The organism is Amaricoccus macauensis (genome assembly GCF_049800915.1).
In the GTDB taxonomy this organism is placed as follows: Bacteria; Pseudomonadota; Alphaproteobacteria; order Rhodobacterales; family Rhodobacteraceae; genus Amaricoccus; species Amaricoccus macauensis_A.
In genome coordinates this window covers 219,323-234,154 of sequence record NZ_JBNAFY010000002.1, presented here as the reverse complement: position 1 = coordinate 234,154, position 14,832 = coordinate 219,323, and the positions used below count along the sequence as shown (strand labels likewise).

Sequence of the window (14,832 nt, the reverse complement as noted above, 5' to 3'; positions counted from 1 at the left end):
CCCATGCGCGATTTCGCCCCCCGAGCGCTCCGCCCCTATGGCTATTTCGTCCACCACCAGGGCCGCGGCCACGCCGAACGCTGCGCCGCGGTGGTCAACGCCCTGCCCGCCGAACGCCCGGTGCGCATCTTCTGCGCCCGCGACGACATCTTCCCGCCCCTGCGCGAGAACGTGACGATCACGAAGATCCCCTCGCTCTTCGAATCCTCCGGGGAGGAGCCCTCGGGCGCCGCCCTGCTCGAGACGCCGGATACCGTGCATTGCGCCCCCGTGGGCTGGCCGAACATCCGCCAGGCCATGGGCGAGATGACGCTCTTCTTCGTCGAGGAAGCCCCGGAACTCATGATCGTGGATGTCTCGGCGGAGGTGGCCCAGCTCGCCCGCCTCTGCTCCGTCCCGCACGTGAAGGTGCTCCAGCACGGCGACCGCACCGATCCCGGCCATCTCGCGGCCTATACCGGGGCCGCCGGGCTTCTTGCCCCGTTTCACACCGATCTCGACCAGCCCGACTGGGCGGCGTTCGCGGATCGCATCTTCCACGCCCCCGGCCTCGGCGTGAACGCCCGCATTCCCTCCCGGCGCAGCGCCCGCGCCCGGCTGGGACTGGGCGAGGCCCCGGTGGCCGTGGTCATCAGCGGCAAGGGCGGCAACGGGCTGGCCGAAGCCCCGCTGGGGGTTGCCGCGCGCAGCTTCCCGGACATGAAATGGATCACCATCGGGGAGATCCAGCGCGACTGGCACGCCACCCTGCCCCCGAACCTCACCCACCACGGCTGGGTCGAGAATGCGCCGGACTACATCGCCGCCGCCGACCTCGTCGTCTCCTCGGCCGGCAACACCACCTGCGCCCAGGTGCTCACCGCGACCCGACCCTGGATCGTCGTGCCCGAATGGCGCTACTTCGAGGAGCAGGTCGAGAAGGCCCGCGCGCTCGATCGCGCCGGCGTGGCCCTGCACCTGCCCCATCTCCCCGGGTCGGCCCATGGCTGGCGCCGGGCGGTCGAGACGGCAAAGGCGCGGTTCGATCCCGAACGCCAACGCGCCCTTGCCGGGAACGAGAACGCGGCCCGCGCCACGGCACTCTGGCTCGAAGAGCTCTCCGCCCGCCTCTGGGACACCCCAACATTCATCCACCCCGAAAGGAATACACTCCATGCGTGACGTCTCCATCCTCACCATCGCCCGCGGCCGCGACGCCCACCTGAGGAACGTCATCCGCGGCCTGGAGGCCCAGACGGTCCGTCCACGCGAGCTCGTCATCGGGGCGATGCAATCCGAGCCCTACACCGACCTGCCCGAGACAAGCTTCCCGATCCGCCAGATCCACATCACCCGCCCCGATGGCGAACTGCCGCTTGCCTCGGCCCGCAATGCCACGGCGCGCGCGGCGGAGGGCGAGGTTCTGGCCTTCGTCGATGTCGATTGCATCCCGCACCCCGAGTTCACCGCCGATGTCTGGAATGCCTGCGCACCGGGCCGCGGTCTCGTGATGGGCGAGGTCGCCTACCTGCCCAAGGGCGCCACGGAAGCGGGTCTCGATTTCGCCCGCTTCGAGCGCCTCGGCGTGCGCCACTCCGACCGTCAGGCCCCGCCGCCCGAATGGCTGCGCCAATGCGACGACTACCGCTGCTTCTGGTCGCTGAACTTTGCCATGCACCGGGAGGACTGGGCACGCTCGGGCGGATTCGATGAGGGGTATTACGGCTATGGCGGCGAGGACACCGATTTCGGCCGTACGCTGGAATACCGCGGCATCCCGATCTGGTGGCTGAAGGGCGCGAAGGTCTACCACCAGTATCACGAGCATTGCATGCCCCCGATCCACCATATCGAGTCGGTCCTGCGCAATGCCGAGCATTTCGCCTCCCGCTGGGGCGAACGCACCATGGGCCACTGGCTCCATGCCTTCCACATGATGGGCCTGATCGACAACGCCCCCGACGGCCTGCGCATCCTGCGCGAACCGAATGAGGCCGATTTCGCCCTCTGCCGCCAGACCGGGGACATGCCCTACGCCAACAGCCGCCGCGTCCTCGACAAGCTCGAACCCTCCCTCGACAGCGAAGCCGAGCGCCGCGCCGCCGCAGAACGCGGCGAGGCCTGGATGTCGTCCGTGGCAGCGGAATAATCCGATGCGGATCGCGGTCATCGGACATGTGCGCTTCCCCATCGCCCGCCCGTTCATGGGCGGCATGGAGGCCCATTGCTGGCACCTCTGCCGCGGCCTGCGGGCGCGCGGCCATGACGTCACCCTCTTCGCCGCGGGCGACAGCGACTGGGGGGGCCGGGTCGCGCCGATCATGGCGGAGCACTACGACCGGAGCTTTCCCTGGCACCGGTGGAACGGCACGCCGGAGTTGAACGCCCATCTCGACGGGGCTTTCGCAGACATGCTGCCCCGATTGCAGGACGGCGGCTTCGACGTGATCCACAACAATGCGCTCCACCGCTTCCCCCCGCGCTTCGCCCGCCGCGAGCGCCTGCCGATGCTCACCTCGCTGCATGTGCCGCCCTTCGATGTGCTGCAACGCGCGGTAGCGGACTCCGCGGCACCCTGGTCGCATTTCACAGTCTGTTCCAGCCCGCAGAAACGCGCCTGGTGGCCGAACCGGGCCGCGCAATTCGCCACCGTGGTCCCGAACGGGATCGACGTGGCCGACTGGCCGTTCCAGCCCACCGGCAATGGCGAGGCCGTCTGGATGGGCCGGATCACCGCCACGAAGGGACCGCATCTCGCCGTGCAGGCCGCGCGCGAGGCCGGCATTCCACTCACGCTCTTCGGGACCATCGAGCGGCAGGACTATTTCGACGCGGAGGTCAAACCGCACTTGGGCGGAGACATCCGCTACGGCGGCCACCTTCAGGGACCGGATCTTGCGAGCACCATCGGGGCGGCTTCGCTCCTCGTTTTCACGCCCATGTGGGATGAACCCTTCGGGCTCGCAGCGATCGAGGCCATGGCTTGCGGCCTGCCGGTCGCGGCCGTTGACGCCGGCGCGGTGCGCGAGGTCATCGGGGAGGCCGGCGTCTTTGCCCCGCCGACCGTGGATGCGCTGGCCCGCGCCATGCGAAGCGCGATCACCCTGCCCCGAAGGACCGCCCGCACGCGCGTCGAACGGAACTTCACGTTGAGCCGAATGCTCGACGCCTACGAGACCCTCTACGAGGTCGTGCGCGAGGGCCGCGACACCCGCTGGCCCGGGGTCGATTTTCCCGCCCGCGCCCTGCCGCCCGCGGCATCGCTTGCCGCGTGCACGACAGCCGCCTGAGCGCCCGCATGGAACAGCCACCCGCGCGGCGCGTTTGAAGGGTTGAAGCCAAGCGCGCCCGGATCGGCGCCAGCGAAGAAAGGAGCGTGACATGAAAGTGCAGGACAAGAACGGCGCAGCCGAAGAAGCGGACCGCCGCAACGCCCAGTCGAAACACCACGGCAAGCCGCACAGCCCGGAAGAGTTCAAGCCGAAGAAACCGACCGAGCAGGTGCAGAAAGGGAAAGCCGACGACTGAGGCAACCGCCCGCTCTTCGGTATGGCAGAGCGGGCCAAAGCCTTGGCAGGTCCTGCCAATACGGATGGCGGGATCTGCCATTAGAGTCCGGGTATCGCAACTCAAGGAGATACCCGAAATGTCCCGCATCGACCTTCCTGCGTCCATCGACGCCGCACCCGAGGCCGCCCGCCCGCTCCTCGAAGCCGTGAAAAAGAGCCTCGGCGCCGTCCCCAACATGTTCCGCCTGACCGCCAACAGCACCGCCGCCCTCGAAGGCTATCTCGGCCTCAATGGCGCGCTGGCGAAAGGCAGCCTGAGCGCGCCCACCCGTGAACGGATCGCCCTTGCGGTGGCCGAGATCAACGGCTGCGACTACTGCCTCTCGGCCCACAGCTATCTCGCGAAGAACCTCGCAAAGCTCGATGACGCCGAGATTGCCGCGAACCGCAATGGCGGCTCCTCCGATCCCAAGGCCGATGCCGCGGTGCGTTTCGCCGCGAAGCTGGTGCGCGAACGCGGCCAGGTGTCCGACGCCGATGTATCTGCGGTGAAGATGGCCGGCTACAGCGAGGGCGAGATCGTGGAGATCGTGGCCCATGTCGCGCTCAACACGCTGACGAACTACCTCAACGAGGCGTTCGACACGCCGATCGACTTCCCCGTCGTCAGCGCCCGCGCGGCCTGATCTTTCCTGCCCTCCCCGGTCGCGCGTCACCAGCCTCCCGGCCCAGCGCGACCGGACCATGCCCCTCCGATCCCCACGAGGTCCCGCCCCATGCCACGCCCCCCGCTGCCGCCTTTCGACGAAGCCTCCGCCACCACCAAGGTCCGACTGGCGGAAGACGCCTGGAACAGCCGCCAGCCCGAACGCGTCTCGCTCGCCTACACCCCCGACAGCCAGTGGCGGAACCGGGCGGAGATCTTCGAGGGCCGCGCCCGGATCGTCGAGTTCCTCACCCGCAAATGGGCCCGCGAGCAGGACTACCGGCTCATCAAGGAACTCTGGGCCTTCCGCGGCAATCGCATCGCCGTGCGCTTCGCCTACGAATACCACGACGAGAGCGGCGCCTGGTTCCGCGCCTATGGCAACGAGAACTGGGAATTCGACGACGAGGGCCTGATGCGCCGCCGCATCGCCTCGATCAACGACCTGCCCATCCCCGCCGCAGACCGCCTGTTCCACTGGGATCTCGGCCCCCGCCCCAAGACACACCCCGGCCTGTCGGACCTCGGCCTCTAGCCCGAACACCTCGAACGCCCGCCATGTCTGGCCCCGGAGCCCCATCCGGCCTAAGCTTGGCCATGCCGAGCGTGACCGACGCATTCGCGCGCGCCATGGCCCAGGCGGCCGGGATGACGCTGAGAGACGACGGAGCGCTGGTCTCCGGCGGCAACATCCTGCGCCGCCTGTCCGGGCCCACGAACGGCCGCATCGCCGACAGCGACTATTTCGACCTCCTCGACTGGATCCGCCGCCAGCACCCGGACGAGGTCGCGCTGGTCGATGCCTATGCCCGGCTCATCCGGGCCGACGACATCGGCGTGCTCGGCCTCGCCATGAAGACCGCCCCGACCCTGCGCGCCTCGCTCGAGCGAGTTGCACGCTACTGGCGCGTGGTCACCGACACGGCCGTCTACCGCCTCGACGCCACGGGCGACCCGGCCTTCCTCACCCTCGAGGCCCGCACCGGCCGCCACCCCGTGCTCGAGTTTCGCACCGAAGGCGCACTCGCCGCCTTCGCCCGCAACATGCGCCTCTTCGTCGAAGGCGACCTCACCCTCGACCACGTCTCCTTCCGCCACGCCTGCCGCTGCGATCCCCACCGCTACGCCGCGATGTTCGACTGCCCCGTCCGCTTCAACGCCGCCCGCGACGCCATCGCGCTCGCCCCCGCCATGCTCGACCGGCCCAACCGGCTCGGCGACGCCGCCGTCTCGGACTTCCTCACCGCCCACCTCGAAACGGAAATCGGCTCGCTCGAAGGCGACCCCTCGCTCCGGGCCGAACTCCTCCGCCGCCTCACCCCCGCGCTCAGCAACGGCGTGCCCCAGGCCGCCGGGATCGCGGCCGACATGGGAATGAGCGAGCGCACGCTCTATCGCCGCCTCGCCGAAGAAGGCCGCACCTTCCGCGATGTCGTCGTGGAGGCGCAGTCCTCGCTCGCGCAGGACCTCCTGCGGGACAGCGACAGCTCCATCGCCGAAATCGCCTTTCTCACCGGCTTCTCCGAACAGAGCACCTTCAGCCGCGCCTTCAAGCGCTGGACCGGAGTGGCCCCCGCAAGGTTCCGCCAGCAGATCCGCACCGGCTGAGAGACGCAAAGGCCCACACCCGCCCCTCTCTCGTGGCAGACGCGGCCAAGAAGCTGGCAGGCAGGGCCGAGATCGCCCGCACACGCACACGCTATCCTGCCCGCACAGCCTTCGCGAAACCCATCGAAAGGAGCCCGCATGACCGCCCCCTCACCCCCCGAAATCCTCCGCCTTGCCGCCTTCTCCGACGGACCCGATGGCGGCAATCCCGCAGGCGTCGTGGTGGCGGATGCCCTGCCCCCGCGCGACGAGATGCAGCGCATCGCGGCAGAGGTCGGCTATTCCGAAACCGTCTTCGCCGCCCCCGAGGGAGAGGGCTGGCGCGTGCGCTACCACTCGCCCGAAGCCGAGGTCGCCTTCTGCGGCCATGCGACCATCGCACTTGGCAGCGTCCTGGCCGAACGGCAGGGCGAGGGCACCTTCCCCCTCGACCTCGCCGCGGGCCGGATTACCGTCGAGGCAACCCGCGCCGGCGGCATCACCCGCGCCACCCTCACATCGCCCCCGACCCGAAGTGCCGCCGCGGACCCCGACCTCCTGCGCGCCGCCCTCGCGCTTTTCGCCCTCACACCCGCCGATCTCGACCCCGCCCTGCCGCCGGCATTGGCCCACGCCGGAAACGACCACCTCGTCCTCGCCCTCGACAGCAGGGCGACCCTCGCGCGCATGACCTACGACCTCGCCGAAGGCGCGCGGCTGATGCAGGCCCACGGGCTCACCACCATCGACCTCCTCTGGGCCGAGACACCGCGCCGGTTCCACAGCCGCAACGCCTTCGCGATCGGCGGCGTCCTCGAAGATCCGGCCACCGGCGCCGCCGCGGCCGCATTGGGCGGCTACCTGCGCGACATCGGCTGGCCCCATGGCGGCGCGATCGACATCATCCAGGGCGAGGACATGGGCGCGAAATCCCTGCTCCGCGCCGAAATCGGCGAAACACCGGGCGAAGGCATCCGCGTCTCGGGCACCACCCGGATCATCGCCGCCTGAACTGGCACCACCGCACACCGGACCGGGGGGCGGACCACACGCAATCCCGCGCCCCGCGCCTGCGTCACGCTTCGCGATACTCCCTTCCCGTGTTAACCTTTCGGGATTGAAGCAAAGCCCCCTTTCCGATGGCCTCCCCATCGGAAGCAGGGTTCTGCGACCAAGAACGAGATTGCACCCAAGCCATTCGCGAGCCCCATGGACGAACGCACCCAGGCCCAGATCGCCCGCATCAACGAGATCTCCGCGCTCGCCCGCACCTCCTGGATCGGCCTTCTCGCCTATCTCGCCTTCGTCTTCGTCACGCTTCTGGGCGTCGAGGACGCGGATTTCTTCGTCCCCGCCCGCCAGACCCAGCTTCCGCTCGTCAATGTCTCCATCCCCACCGCGAGCTTCTTCATCTTCGGCCCAGTCCTCGCCGCCGCCCTCTACGTCTACCTCCACCTCTTCCTGCTGAAGCTCTGGGACGCGATCGCGGAGATGCCATCGCAGGTCCGCACCGATTGGGACCGCCCGGAATGGAAACCGCTATCCGAAGTCATCCACCCCTGGCTCGCCAATGACTACGCCTGCAAACTGAAAGGCCCGGAGGCACATCCCAGCCGTCCGCTCCACCGCCTCTCCGCCTTCGTCACCTGGGTGCTCGTCTGGGTCTCCGGCCCCTTCGTCATCGGCTATGCATGGGCGCGCTCCATGCCCGCCCATGACGAATGGCTCACGCTCCTCATTGCGCTCTGCCTCTTTGTCTCCCTCATCGCAGGCGCCACGAGTTGGTTCCGCACCCGTGAACGCCTGCGTAGGCAGCGAATCCGCGCTTGGCGCCGCGTGCTGCGCGTTATCACCGCCTTGGCAGCGCTAATCTTTCTCCTGTCGAGAAGCTGGATCCACACCGAAGGTGGGATGGACAACTACGTCTCCGGCTGGTGGACCCTTGCGGACGTTTCGATCACCGTGCCGCAGGATACGCCCATTCTGCGCTGGTGGCTGGATGAGGATTGGGACTTCCCACTCGCACAAACCAATCTCGTGAATGTCGAGCTGGTGCCCCTCCCGCCCGACTGGCGCGACTACCAGTCCGCCCGCATGGCCTTCCGCGAGACATGGTGTCGCCGCGAGGGGCTGAGCATGTCCGTCTGCGACCACCGCAAGGGCAATGGCCGCGAAGCCCCGCCCCATGTCGCCACCGCCCGCACGGACTACTGCAAGGCACACGGCATCGATCCGGGCGCGCCTTGCGATGAGAGTTTCGCTGCCCTAGATCGCCGCTTTGACGCCACATGGGAAATTGAACGCAAGAGCCTCAACGCAGCGCTTCCATCCCTCGACCTCGCGGGCCGCGACCTGCGCGGCATGAACGCATCTGGCGCAACGCTTGTCGGGGCGAACCTCTCTTGGGCGCAGATGGAGGGGGCAGACCTCTCGTCGGCGCAATTGGAAGGGGCGGACCTCTCCTGGGCGCAGATGGAAGGGGCGGTCCTCAGCGGGGCGCAGATGGACGGGGCGGACCTTGAAGGGGCGCAGATGGAAGGGGCGGACCTTGAAGGGGCGCAGATGGACGGGGCGGACCTCGGTGGGGCGCAGTTGGAAGGGGCGGACCTTGAAGGGGCGCAGATGGACGGGGCGGACCTCTCGTCGGCGCAATTGGAAGGGGCGAACCTCAGGGAGGCGCAGATGGAAGGGGCGATCCTCTGGATAGCGCAGATGGAAGGGGCGGACTTCAGCGGGGCGCAGATGGAGGGGGCGAACCTCTCGTGGGCGCAGATGGAGGGGGCGGACCTTTCGTGGGCGCAGATGGAGGGGGCGAACCTCAGGGGGGCGCAGATGGAAGGGGCGGACTTCAGCTGGGCGCAGATGGACGGGGCGAATCTCAGAGAGGCGCAGATGGAAGGGGCGATCCTCTGGATAGCGCAGATGGAAGGGGCGATCCTCAGGGGGGCGCAGATGGAAGGGGCGAACCTCAGAGAGGCGCAGATGGACGGGGCGGACCTCAGACGGGCCAATCTGAAATTCGCATCCTGGGCGGGTGCCCATGTGCGCTCACCCGCCCAGGATGCCGATTTTCGCGGCGGTCGAGGTATCGCCCAAGAGCAACTCGATCAAATGATCGGCAATGCAGGCACGCTCCTGCCGATCTCCGTTCCGCCCCATAGCATCCCCTCCTGCTGGCCCGAACTGCCCGCCTCCGTCGAAGCTATGATCCCGCGAATTTTCGAAGTCCAGATTGGCGGAATTTCCGAAGAAGACATGCGCGCCGAATTTCTCTGCCCCGCGGGCGAAGCGCCGCAGCGCACCGGCACGCCCTGCGCGCTCGATCTCACCCGCGAGGAATGCCTCGATCCGAGGCTCAACCCCCATCACCCGGTGGCCATAGGCCCGCGGCCTCAGATGGCCGAGGGCCAGTGATACTGATAGGTTAACACCCAATACCCGACCGAAACCCTATGCATATTCAATATGCATGGAATATGCATGAAACCTGCATGGGGTTTTTCCGGGTGTCCGGAGGTTAATCCCGCGGAATCAGCCGCAGCCCGAGCTCGCGAAGCTGCTCGTTCGCCGGCTCGCTCGGAGCCCCCATCATCAGGTCCTCGGCCCGCTGGTTCATCGGGAACATGATGACTTCACGGATGTTTTCGGCCCCGGCAAGCAGCATCACGATCCGGTCCACGCCCGGCGCGATGCCCGCGTGCGGCGGCGCGCCATACTTGAATGCGCTCAGCATTCCGCCGAAATGCCCGTCCACGAACTCGCGGTCATGGCCGACGATCTCGAACGCCTTGTACATGATCTCCGGCTTGTGGTTTCGCACCGCACCCGAGCTCAATTCCACGCCGTTGCAGACGATATCATACTGATATCCAAGGATATCCAGCGGGTCCTTCGTCTCCAGCGCCTCGAGCCCGCCCTGCGGCATCGAGAACGGGTTGTGGCTGAAATCGAGCGCGCCGGTCTCCTCGTCCTTCTCGTACATCGGGAAATCGACGATCCAGCAGAAGGCGTAGCGGTTCTCGTCCGTCAGCCCCAGTTCCGTGCCGATCTGCACGCGCGCCTTCGCCGCCACCGGCTCGAACTGCGCCGGCCGGCCCGCGAGGAAGAACACCGCGTCGCCCTCGCCGAGACCCATCTGCTGGCGGATCGCTTCCGTCCGCTCCGGCCCGATGTTCTTCGCAACGGGACCTACCCCTACGACTTTGGTAGAGAATTCGTAGCCTTCGATTGGTGAGGGAGGCGTAGGAGCTTTGCCTTGTCTCCTTGCGGTATGATATCGGGCTGCCTCGTCGTTCGCGGTCTTGATACGAGGATCATCACCAACCATTGTCGTTGGCCAACCTTCAGCCTGCCATGCGATATACCCCATCCCCGGCAGTCCCTCGCCCTGCGCGAAGGCGTTCATCCGGTCGCAGAACTTCCGGCTGCCGCCCTTCGGTGCCGGGATCGCGCGCACTTCCGTGCCATCCTTCTCCAGCAGCGAGGCGAAGATCTTGAAGCCCGACCCGGCGAAATGCTCGGAAACCACCTGCATCTTCAGCGGGTTGCGAAGGTCCGGCTTGTCGCAGCCATACCAGAGCATCGAATCGCGATAGGCGATCTTCGGGAACTCCTGGTCCACCGGCCAGCCACCGCCAAGCTCCTCGAACACGCCGCGCATCACCGGCTCGATCACCCCGAAGACATCCTCCTGGGTCGCGAAGCTCATCTCCATGTCGAGCTGGTAGAACTCACCGGGCGAGCGGTCGGCGCGCGGGTCCTCGTCGCGGAAACAGGGCGCAATCTGGAAATAGCGGTCGAACCCCGCCACCATGATCAGCTGCTTGAACTGCTGCGGCGCCTGGGGCAGCGCGTAGAACTTGCCCGGATGCAGCCGCGACGGCACCAGGAAGTCTCGCGCGCCCTCGGGGCTGGAGGCCGTCAGGATCGGCGTCTGGAACTCGGTGAACCCGGCGTCGATCATGCTCGTGCGCAGTTTGGTGATCACCTTCGAGCGCAGCATGATGTTTTCGTGCAGGCTTTCGCGGCGCAGGTCGAGGAAGCGATACTTGAGCCGGGTTTCCTCGGGGTATTCCACATCGCCGAAAACCGGCAGCGGAAGCTCCTCGGCCGCACCGAGAACCTCGAGGTCCTGCACGAAGACCTCGATCTCGCCGGTCGGCAGCTTCGGGTTCACCAGTTCCGGCGCGCGCGCCTTCACGACGCCATCGATCCGGATCACCCACTCGGAGCGCACCTTCTCCACGTCCTTGAATGCCGGGCTGTCGCTGTCGGCCAGCACCTGGGTCATGCCGTAGTGGTCGCGCAGGTCGATGAACAGCACGCCGCCATGATCTCGCACCCGATGAACCCAGCCCGAAAGGCGGACCGTTTCGCCAACATTGGCGGATGTAAGCGCGGCACAGGTGTGGCTGCGATAGGCGTGCATGAAGAACCTCGAGCTTCCGGGGCGCGGGCATCCCGCGGGCGTGCGCCCTTATACGCAAGACATTGCAGGGCGCAAGGCCGGAGCCGGCCCCCGCGACCACCCCGAACCCGGCCCGGGCCCGCGGATCCGACCCATTGCTCCTGCACGGGTTTTTCGCCGTTTGCACCGGGATCTGCCGATTTCACGGGCAAATAGGGTCAAAAATCGCGTGTTTCGGGCCGATCCCTTGGACGAGACCGGTTCGTTCCCTAAATTCCGAGAGAGGAGCCGAGTGATGTAAACCATGCTGGAAAACGTCCTTGTCAGAATCCTGAACCGAACCTTCGAGATCGGCACCCTGATGGTGACCTTTCCGTCCGGGCGCCGCGAAACCTTCGGTGATGACACCGACCCGCGCGTCCACCTCCATGTGAAGGACCGGGGCGCCCTGCGCACCATCGCGCTCGATCCGGGCCTCGGCGTGCCGGAAATGTACATGGAAGGCCGCCTCGATCTCCTGTCGGGCGACGTCTACGATCTGATCCTGATGGCGAAACGCAATGGCGGGACACTGCGGTTCTCTCCGCTCGACATGCTGCGTCACGGCTGGCGCACGGTCCGCGAAAACCCCTACTTCAAGGCGGTGAACCCGGTGCGGGCCCGCGCCAATGTGGCACATCACTACGATCTCGACGAAAAGCTCTACCGGCTCTTTCTCGATCCGGACATGCAGTATTCCTGCGCCTGGTTCGAGCGTCCCGGCCAGTCACTCGAAGCCGCGCAACTGGCCAAGAAGCGCCTGATCGCCGCGAAGCTCTGCCTGCGACCGGGCGCGGAAGTGCTCGACATCGGCTGCGGCTGGGGCGGCATGGCGCTCTATCTCGCCCGTGTCTGCGACGTGAAGGTGACAGGTGTGACTCTGAGCGAGGAACAGCTTCGCGTGGCGCAACAGCGGGCCGAGGAGGCTGGCCTCGGGGACCGCGTCGAGTTCCGCCTCCAGGACTACCGCCAGATCGAGGAAACCTTCGACAATATCGTCTCCGTCGGCATGTTCGAGCATGTGGGCGCCCGGCAGTATCCGACCTTCTTCGAGACGGCCGCGCGTCTCCTGCGCCCCCATGGCGTGATGCTGCTGCATTCCATGGGTCAGAAATTCGCCTGGCCCTACAACCATCCCTTCGTCGAGAAATACATCTTCCCCGACGGCTATATCCCGGCGATGTCCGAAGTGCTGCCCTCGGTCGAAGCCTCCGGCCTCATGATCCGCGACACCGAGATCCTCGCGCTGCACTACGCGGAGACGACCAGACACTGGCGCCGGCGGTTCCACGACCGGCGCGCGGAGGTGCTGGAGCTCTACGACGAGGCGTTCTTCCGCATGTGGGACTTCTACCTCGCGGGCGCCGAGGCCTCCTTCCGGCAGGACGCGATGCACGTCTTCCACCTCCAACTCGCGCACAACCAGGCCTGCGTGCCGCTCACCCGCGACTATATCCGCCCGGCGATGGATCGGCTGATCGAGGCGGAGCGCGCCATCCCGGACTATGCGGCGCTCCACGACCGGCCCTCCGCCGGTGCCGCCCGCGCCTAGGCACAGGCCCGCCCTCGATCCTTCACTGCCGCCCGCGCGCGTCATTCCCCGACATGACGACGGATCTTTCGTTTCATTTCGTTTTATCACCGATCAATCACCTGAACTCACGGTTGCTTGAGTGCTGAAATGAATTGGCCCGAGACGGCGAACTCTTTCCCGAGTGACAGCAACAAGGTGCTGCGGCGCAAGAAAAAACGCCAAGGAACCAGAGAGTTGCGGTCCACATGACAAACGGAAAGGAACTTTAGCAATGAAACGTACCTCAATCGCCGCTTTCGCCGCAGCCTTCATCACCGCACCGGCCATCGCATCTGCCGACACCACCGCCCACGGTCCCACCCAGTTCGCCACGAGCGTCCAGAACCAGCTGATCCGTCATGGTTTTCATCACGTTGATGCAAGCGACCTGACCACAAACCAGCTCGCCCACATCCACTCCGCACTCAGCTCCGAGAGCGTGAAGCTCTCCGACCAGATCCGCCAGGTCAACCGCATCGTCGAGCGCGGCTGATCTCTGCACATACGAAATCATACGAACTTAAACGAAAAGGAACATCCCATGAAAACCGTCGCATTCGCAGCCCTCGCCGCCGCTTTCCTCGCCGCACCGCTCGCAGCCTCCGCCAGCCAGTTCGAAACCAGCGTCCAGAACCAGCTCACCCGCAACGGCTTCGACACCGTCGAGGCAGGCGACCTGACCACCAACCAGCTCGCCCGCATCCACGCGGCCTTCTCCTCGCCCGATTCCTCGAAGAACGACACGGCCCGCAACGTGCAGCGGATCATCGACCGCGGCTGACCCTCCCCGGCCGGCCAGCCCCGCTGCCACCGTGTCGCGGGGCACCGGCCACCCCTTCCCACTCCCTGAAACAGACACGGCACCGACCGTGAGACCCGCCATGTGCAGCAGCGCATGACGCCGGCTTCTCTCGGCCAGACAACACCCGATCGAAAGGACATCTCTCATGAAAACCGTCGCATTCGCAGCCCTCGCCGCCGCTTTCCTCGCCGCACCGCTCGCAGCCTCCGCCAGCCAGTTCGAAACCAGCGTCCAGAACCAGCTCACCCGCAACGGCTTCGACACCGTCGAGGCAGGCGACCTGACCACCAACCAGCTCGCCCGCATCCACGCGGCCTTCTCCTCGCCCGATTCCTCGAAGAACGACACGGCCCGCAATGTGCAGCGGATCATCGACCGCGGCTGATCCTTTCCTGGCAGCCTGCCCCGCGGCCACCGCGTCGCGGGGCAGGCACCCCCTATCACGGCCCCGAAATCGCGCCGTGATAGAAGAAGAACCCAAGACCCACAGTAAAGACGACCATGCCGAGCAAAGCATGGAGCAGGATCGCCGCCACCATTCCGCCGTGATGCAGATAGGCCCGCGCGAAGATGATCCCGCCCGCAGTCGAAAGCCCAAGCGCCATCCAGTTCCAGTAGGCGAGGTGGGCCAACCCGAACACGCCCGCGTTCACCGCAACCGCCAGCCATTCGCGCCCGAAGAGCCCGCCATAGCGGCGGAAGAAGAGCTGCCGGAAGAAGATCTCCTGCGGCAGCGCCGACACGATCGGGTAAAGCAGCATGATAAGGAGCCACAGCCCCGTCATCTGTTGCGGCAGGAAGAAGATCATTCCGGGCACGAACCACCAGGCAATGAGCAGCAGCGCCACTGCGCCACCCCCGAGCGACAGCCAGAGGAAGCGCGCATCGAGATCGCGCCAGCCGCTCCAGATCTCCGACCGGCGGACCCCCGGCGTGATCGCGAGAAACACCAGCCCCACGGCAAAGACCGCGAAGAACGCCAGCGGCATCCGGTCCGCGGGCAGCGCAATTGCCACCCAGAGCGGGACTGCTACGAACAGGGCCGTGAATTCGACCAGAAGCCGCGCCTTGCGGTTAACCATTCCGAATGCCTCCACACCGGCCCTCTCCGGCCATCGCACAGGGCATTTATTGCGCACCGCGTCAAAAACCACGCAGCTTCTCTGCCTCCTCGCGGGGATATTATCTTGCACCCCCCGGCCCGCTCTCTATAACCACGTCGATTTCCGA

At 66.6% G+C, this 14,832-nt stretch carries 15 protein-coding genes; 13 read left to right on the top strand and 2 right to left on the bottom strand.

What is annotated here, in order from left to right; genetic code table 11:
• Window positions 1-3 precede the first annotated feature (3 nt).
• The 9 genes from ACP15W_RS05385 to ACP15W_RS05345 all read left to right on the top strand — a co-directional run bounded on the left by ACP15W_RS05385 (window position 4) and on the right by ACP15W_RS05345 (window position 9,195).
• Entirely contained in the window at window positions 4-1,161 is a 1,158-nt protein-coding gene (locus ACP15W_RS05385) for a glycosyltransferase (RefSeq protein ID WP_424931829.1), read from the top strand.
• Complete coding sequence (locus ACP15W_RS05380) at window positions 1,154-2,128, top strand: glycosyltransferase family 2 protein (RefSeq protein ID WP_424931828.1); 975 nt, start codon at window positions 1,154-1,156, stop codon at window positions 2,126-2,128. Before ACP15W_RS05385 ends, ACP15W_RS05380 begins: the two co-directional genes overlap by 8 nt.
• A gap of 4 nt (window positions 2,129-2,132) precedes the next feature.
• A complete protein-coding gene (locus ACP15W_RS05375) occupies window positions 2,133-3,269 on the top strand; it encodes a glycosyltransferase family 4 protein (protein ID WP_424931827.1) in 1,137 nt (378 codons plus the stop codon).
• A gap of 91 nt (window positions 3,270-3,360) precedes the next feature.
• On the top strand, window positions 3,361-3,507 hold the full coding sequence (locus ACP15W_RS05370) for a hypothetical protein (RefSeq protein ID WP_424931826.1): 147 nt from the start codon (window positions 3,361-3,363) through the stop codon (window positions 3,505-3,507).
• A gap of 118 nt (window positions 3,508-3,625) precedes the next feature.
• Entirely contained in the window at window positions 3,626-4,174 is a 549-nt protein-coding gene (locus tag ACP15W_RS05365) for a carboxymuconolactone decarboxylase family protein (RefSeq protein WP_424931825.1), read from the top strand.
• 90 nt (window positions 4,175-4,264) lie between these two features.
• Complete coding sequence (locus ACP15W_RS05360) at window positions 4,265-4,729, top strand: DUF1348 family protein (RefSeq protein ID WP_424931824.1); 465 nt, start codon at window positions 4,265-4,267, stop codon at window positions 4,727-4,729.
• Window positions 4,730-4,791: 62 nt separating this feature from the next.
• A complete protein-coding gene (locus ACP15W_RS05355; protein ID WP_424931823.1) occupies window positions 4,792-5,802 on the top strand; it encodes a helix-turn-helix domain-containing protein in 1,011 nt (336 codons plus the stop codon).
• 138 nt (window positions 5,803-5,940) lie between these two features.
• Window positions 5,941-6,792, top strand: coding sequence for a PhzF family phenazine biosynthesis protein (locus ACP15W_RS05350; RefSeq protein WP_424931822.1), 852 nt, complete (start codon window positions 5,941-5,943; stop codon window positions 6,790-6,792).
• A 198-nt stretch (window positions 6,793-6,990) separates the two neighbouring features.
• Window positions 6,991-9,195, top strand: a complete 2,205-nt coding sequence (locus ACP15W_RS05345; protein ID WP_424931821.1) for a pentapeptide repeat-containing protein — start codon at window positions 6,991-6,993, stop codon at window positions 9,193-9,195.
• A gap of 103 nt (window positions 9,196-9,298) precedes the next feature.
• Here the strand turns inward: ACP15W_RS05345 and aspS are convergent, their stop codons facing one another.
• Window positions 9,299-11,209: an aspartate--tRNA ligase gene (gene aspS, locus ACP15W_RS05340; RefSeq protein ID WP_424931820.1), complete on the bottom strand. Its 1,911-nt coding sequence runs from the start codon at window positions 11,207-11,209 to the stop codon at window positions 9,299-9,301.
• Between the two features lie 283 nt (window positions 11,210-11,492).
• Here aspS and ACP15W_RS05335 point away from each other — a divergent pair, with 283 nt between their 5' ends.
• The 4 genes from ACP15W_RS05335 (at window position 11,493) to ACP15W_RS05320 (ending at window position 13,987) form a co-directional block, all read left to right on the top strand.
• A complete protein-coding gene (locus tag ACP15W_RS05335; RefSeq protein ID WP_424931819.1) occupies window positions 11,493-12,779 on the top strand; it encodes a class I SAM-dependent methyltransferase in 1,287 nt (428 codons plus the stop codon).
• Between the two features lie 253 nt (window positions 12,780-13,032).
• Window positions 13,033-13,293 (top strand): hypothetical protein, encoded by a 261-nt coding sequence (locus ACP15W_RS05330; RefSeq protein ID WP_424931818.1) that lies wholly within the window; start codon window positions 13,033-13,035, stop codon window positions 13,291-13,293.
• A gap of 48 nt (window positions 13,294-13,341) precedes the next feature.
• On the top strand, window positions 13,342-13,581 hold the full coding sequence (locus tag ACP15W_RS05325) for a hypothetical protein (RefSeq protein ID WP_424931817.1): 240 nt from the start codon (window positions 13,342-13,344) through the stop codon (window positions 13,579-13,581).
• A 166-nt stretch (window positions 13,582-13,747) separates the two neighbouring features.
• A complete protein-coding gene (locus ACP15W_RS05320) occupies window positions 13,748-13,987 on the top strand; it encodes a hypothetical protein (RefSeq protein WP_424931817.1) in 240 nt (79 codons plus the stop codon).
• 55 nt (window positions 13,988-14,042) lie between these two features.
• Here the strand turns inward: ACP15W_RS05320 and ACP15W_RS05315 are convergent, their stop codons facing one another.
• The gene (locus ACP15W_RS05315) at window positions 14,043-14,684 is read right to left on the bottom strand and encodes a type II CAAX prenyl endopeptidase Rce1 family protein (RefSeq protein ID WP_424931816.1); all 642 of its coding nucleotides are present in this window, start codon (window positions 14,682-14,684) and stop codon (window positions 14,043-14,045) included.
• Window positions 14,685-14,832 lie beyond the last annotated feature (148 nt).

Bases quoted from the DNA above. Each gene is read 5' to 3' on its own strand.
- ACP15W_RS05370 (WP_424931826.1), top strand. From the start codon at position 3,361: ATGAAAGTGCAGGACAAGAACGGCGCAGCCGAAGAAGCGGACCGCCGC.
- ACP15W_RS05375 (WP_424931827.1), top strand. From the start codon at position 2,133: ATGCGGATCGCGGTCATCGGACATGTGCGCTTCCCCATCGCCCGCCCG.
- ACP15W_RS05345 (WP_424931821.1), top strand. From the start codon at position 6,991: ATGGACGAACGCACCCAGGCCCAGATCGCCCGCATCAACGAGATCTCC.
- ACP15W_RS05350 (WP_424931822.1), top strand. From the start codon at position 5,941: ATGACCGCCCCCTCACCCCCCGAAATCCTCCGCCTTGCCGCCTTCTCC.
- ACP15W_RS05365 (WP_424931825.1), top strand. From the start codon at position 3,626: ATGTCCCGCATCGACCTTCCTGCGTCCATCGACGCCGCACCCGAGGCC.
- ACP15W_RS05330 (WP_424931818.1), top strand. From the start codon at position 13,033: ATGAAACGTACCTCAATCGCCGCTTTCGCCGCAGCCTTCATCACCGCA.
- ACP15W_RS05380 (WP_424931828.1), top strand. From the start codon at position 1,154: ATGCGTGACGTCTCCATCCTCACCATCGCCCGCGGCCGCGACGCCCAC.
- ACP15W_RS05315 (WP_424931816.1), bottom strand. From the start codon at position 14,684: ATGGTTAACCGCAAGGCGCGGCTTCTGGTCGAATTCACGGCCCTGTTC.
- ACP15W_RS05325 (WP_424931817.1), top strand. From the start codon at position 13,342: ATGAAAACCGTCGCATTCGCAGCCCTCGCCGCCGCTTTCCTCGCCGCA.
- ACP15W_RS05320 (WP_424931817.1), top strand. From the start codon at position 13,748: ATGAAAACCGTCGCATTCGCAGCCCTCGCCGCCGCTTTCCTCGCCGCA.
- ACP15W_RS05335 (WP_424931819.1), top strand. From the start codon at position 11,493: ATGCTGGAAAACGTCCTTGTCAGAATCCTGAACCGAACCTTCGAGATC.
- aspS (WP_424931820.1), bottom strand. From the start codon at position 11,209: ATGCACGCCTATCGCAGCCACACCTGTGCCGCGCTTACATCCGCCAAT.
- ACP15W_RS05385 (WP_424931829.1), top strand. From the start codon at position 4: ATGCGCGATTTCGCCCCCCGAGCGCTCCGCCCCTATGGCTATTTCGTC.
- ACP15W_RS05355 (WP_424931823.1), top strand. From the start codon at position 4,792: ATGCCGAGCGTGACCGACGCATTCGCGCGCGCCATGGCCCAGGCGGCC.
- ACP15W_RS05360 (WP_424931824.1), top strand. From the start codon at position 4,265: ATGCCACGCCCCCCGCTGCCGCCTTTCGACGAAGCCTCCGCCACCACC.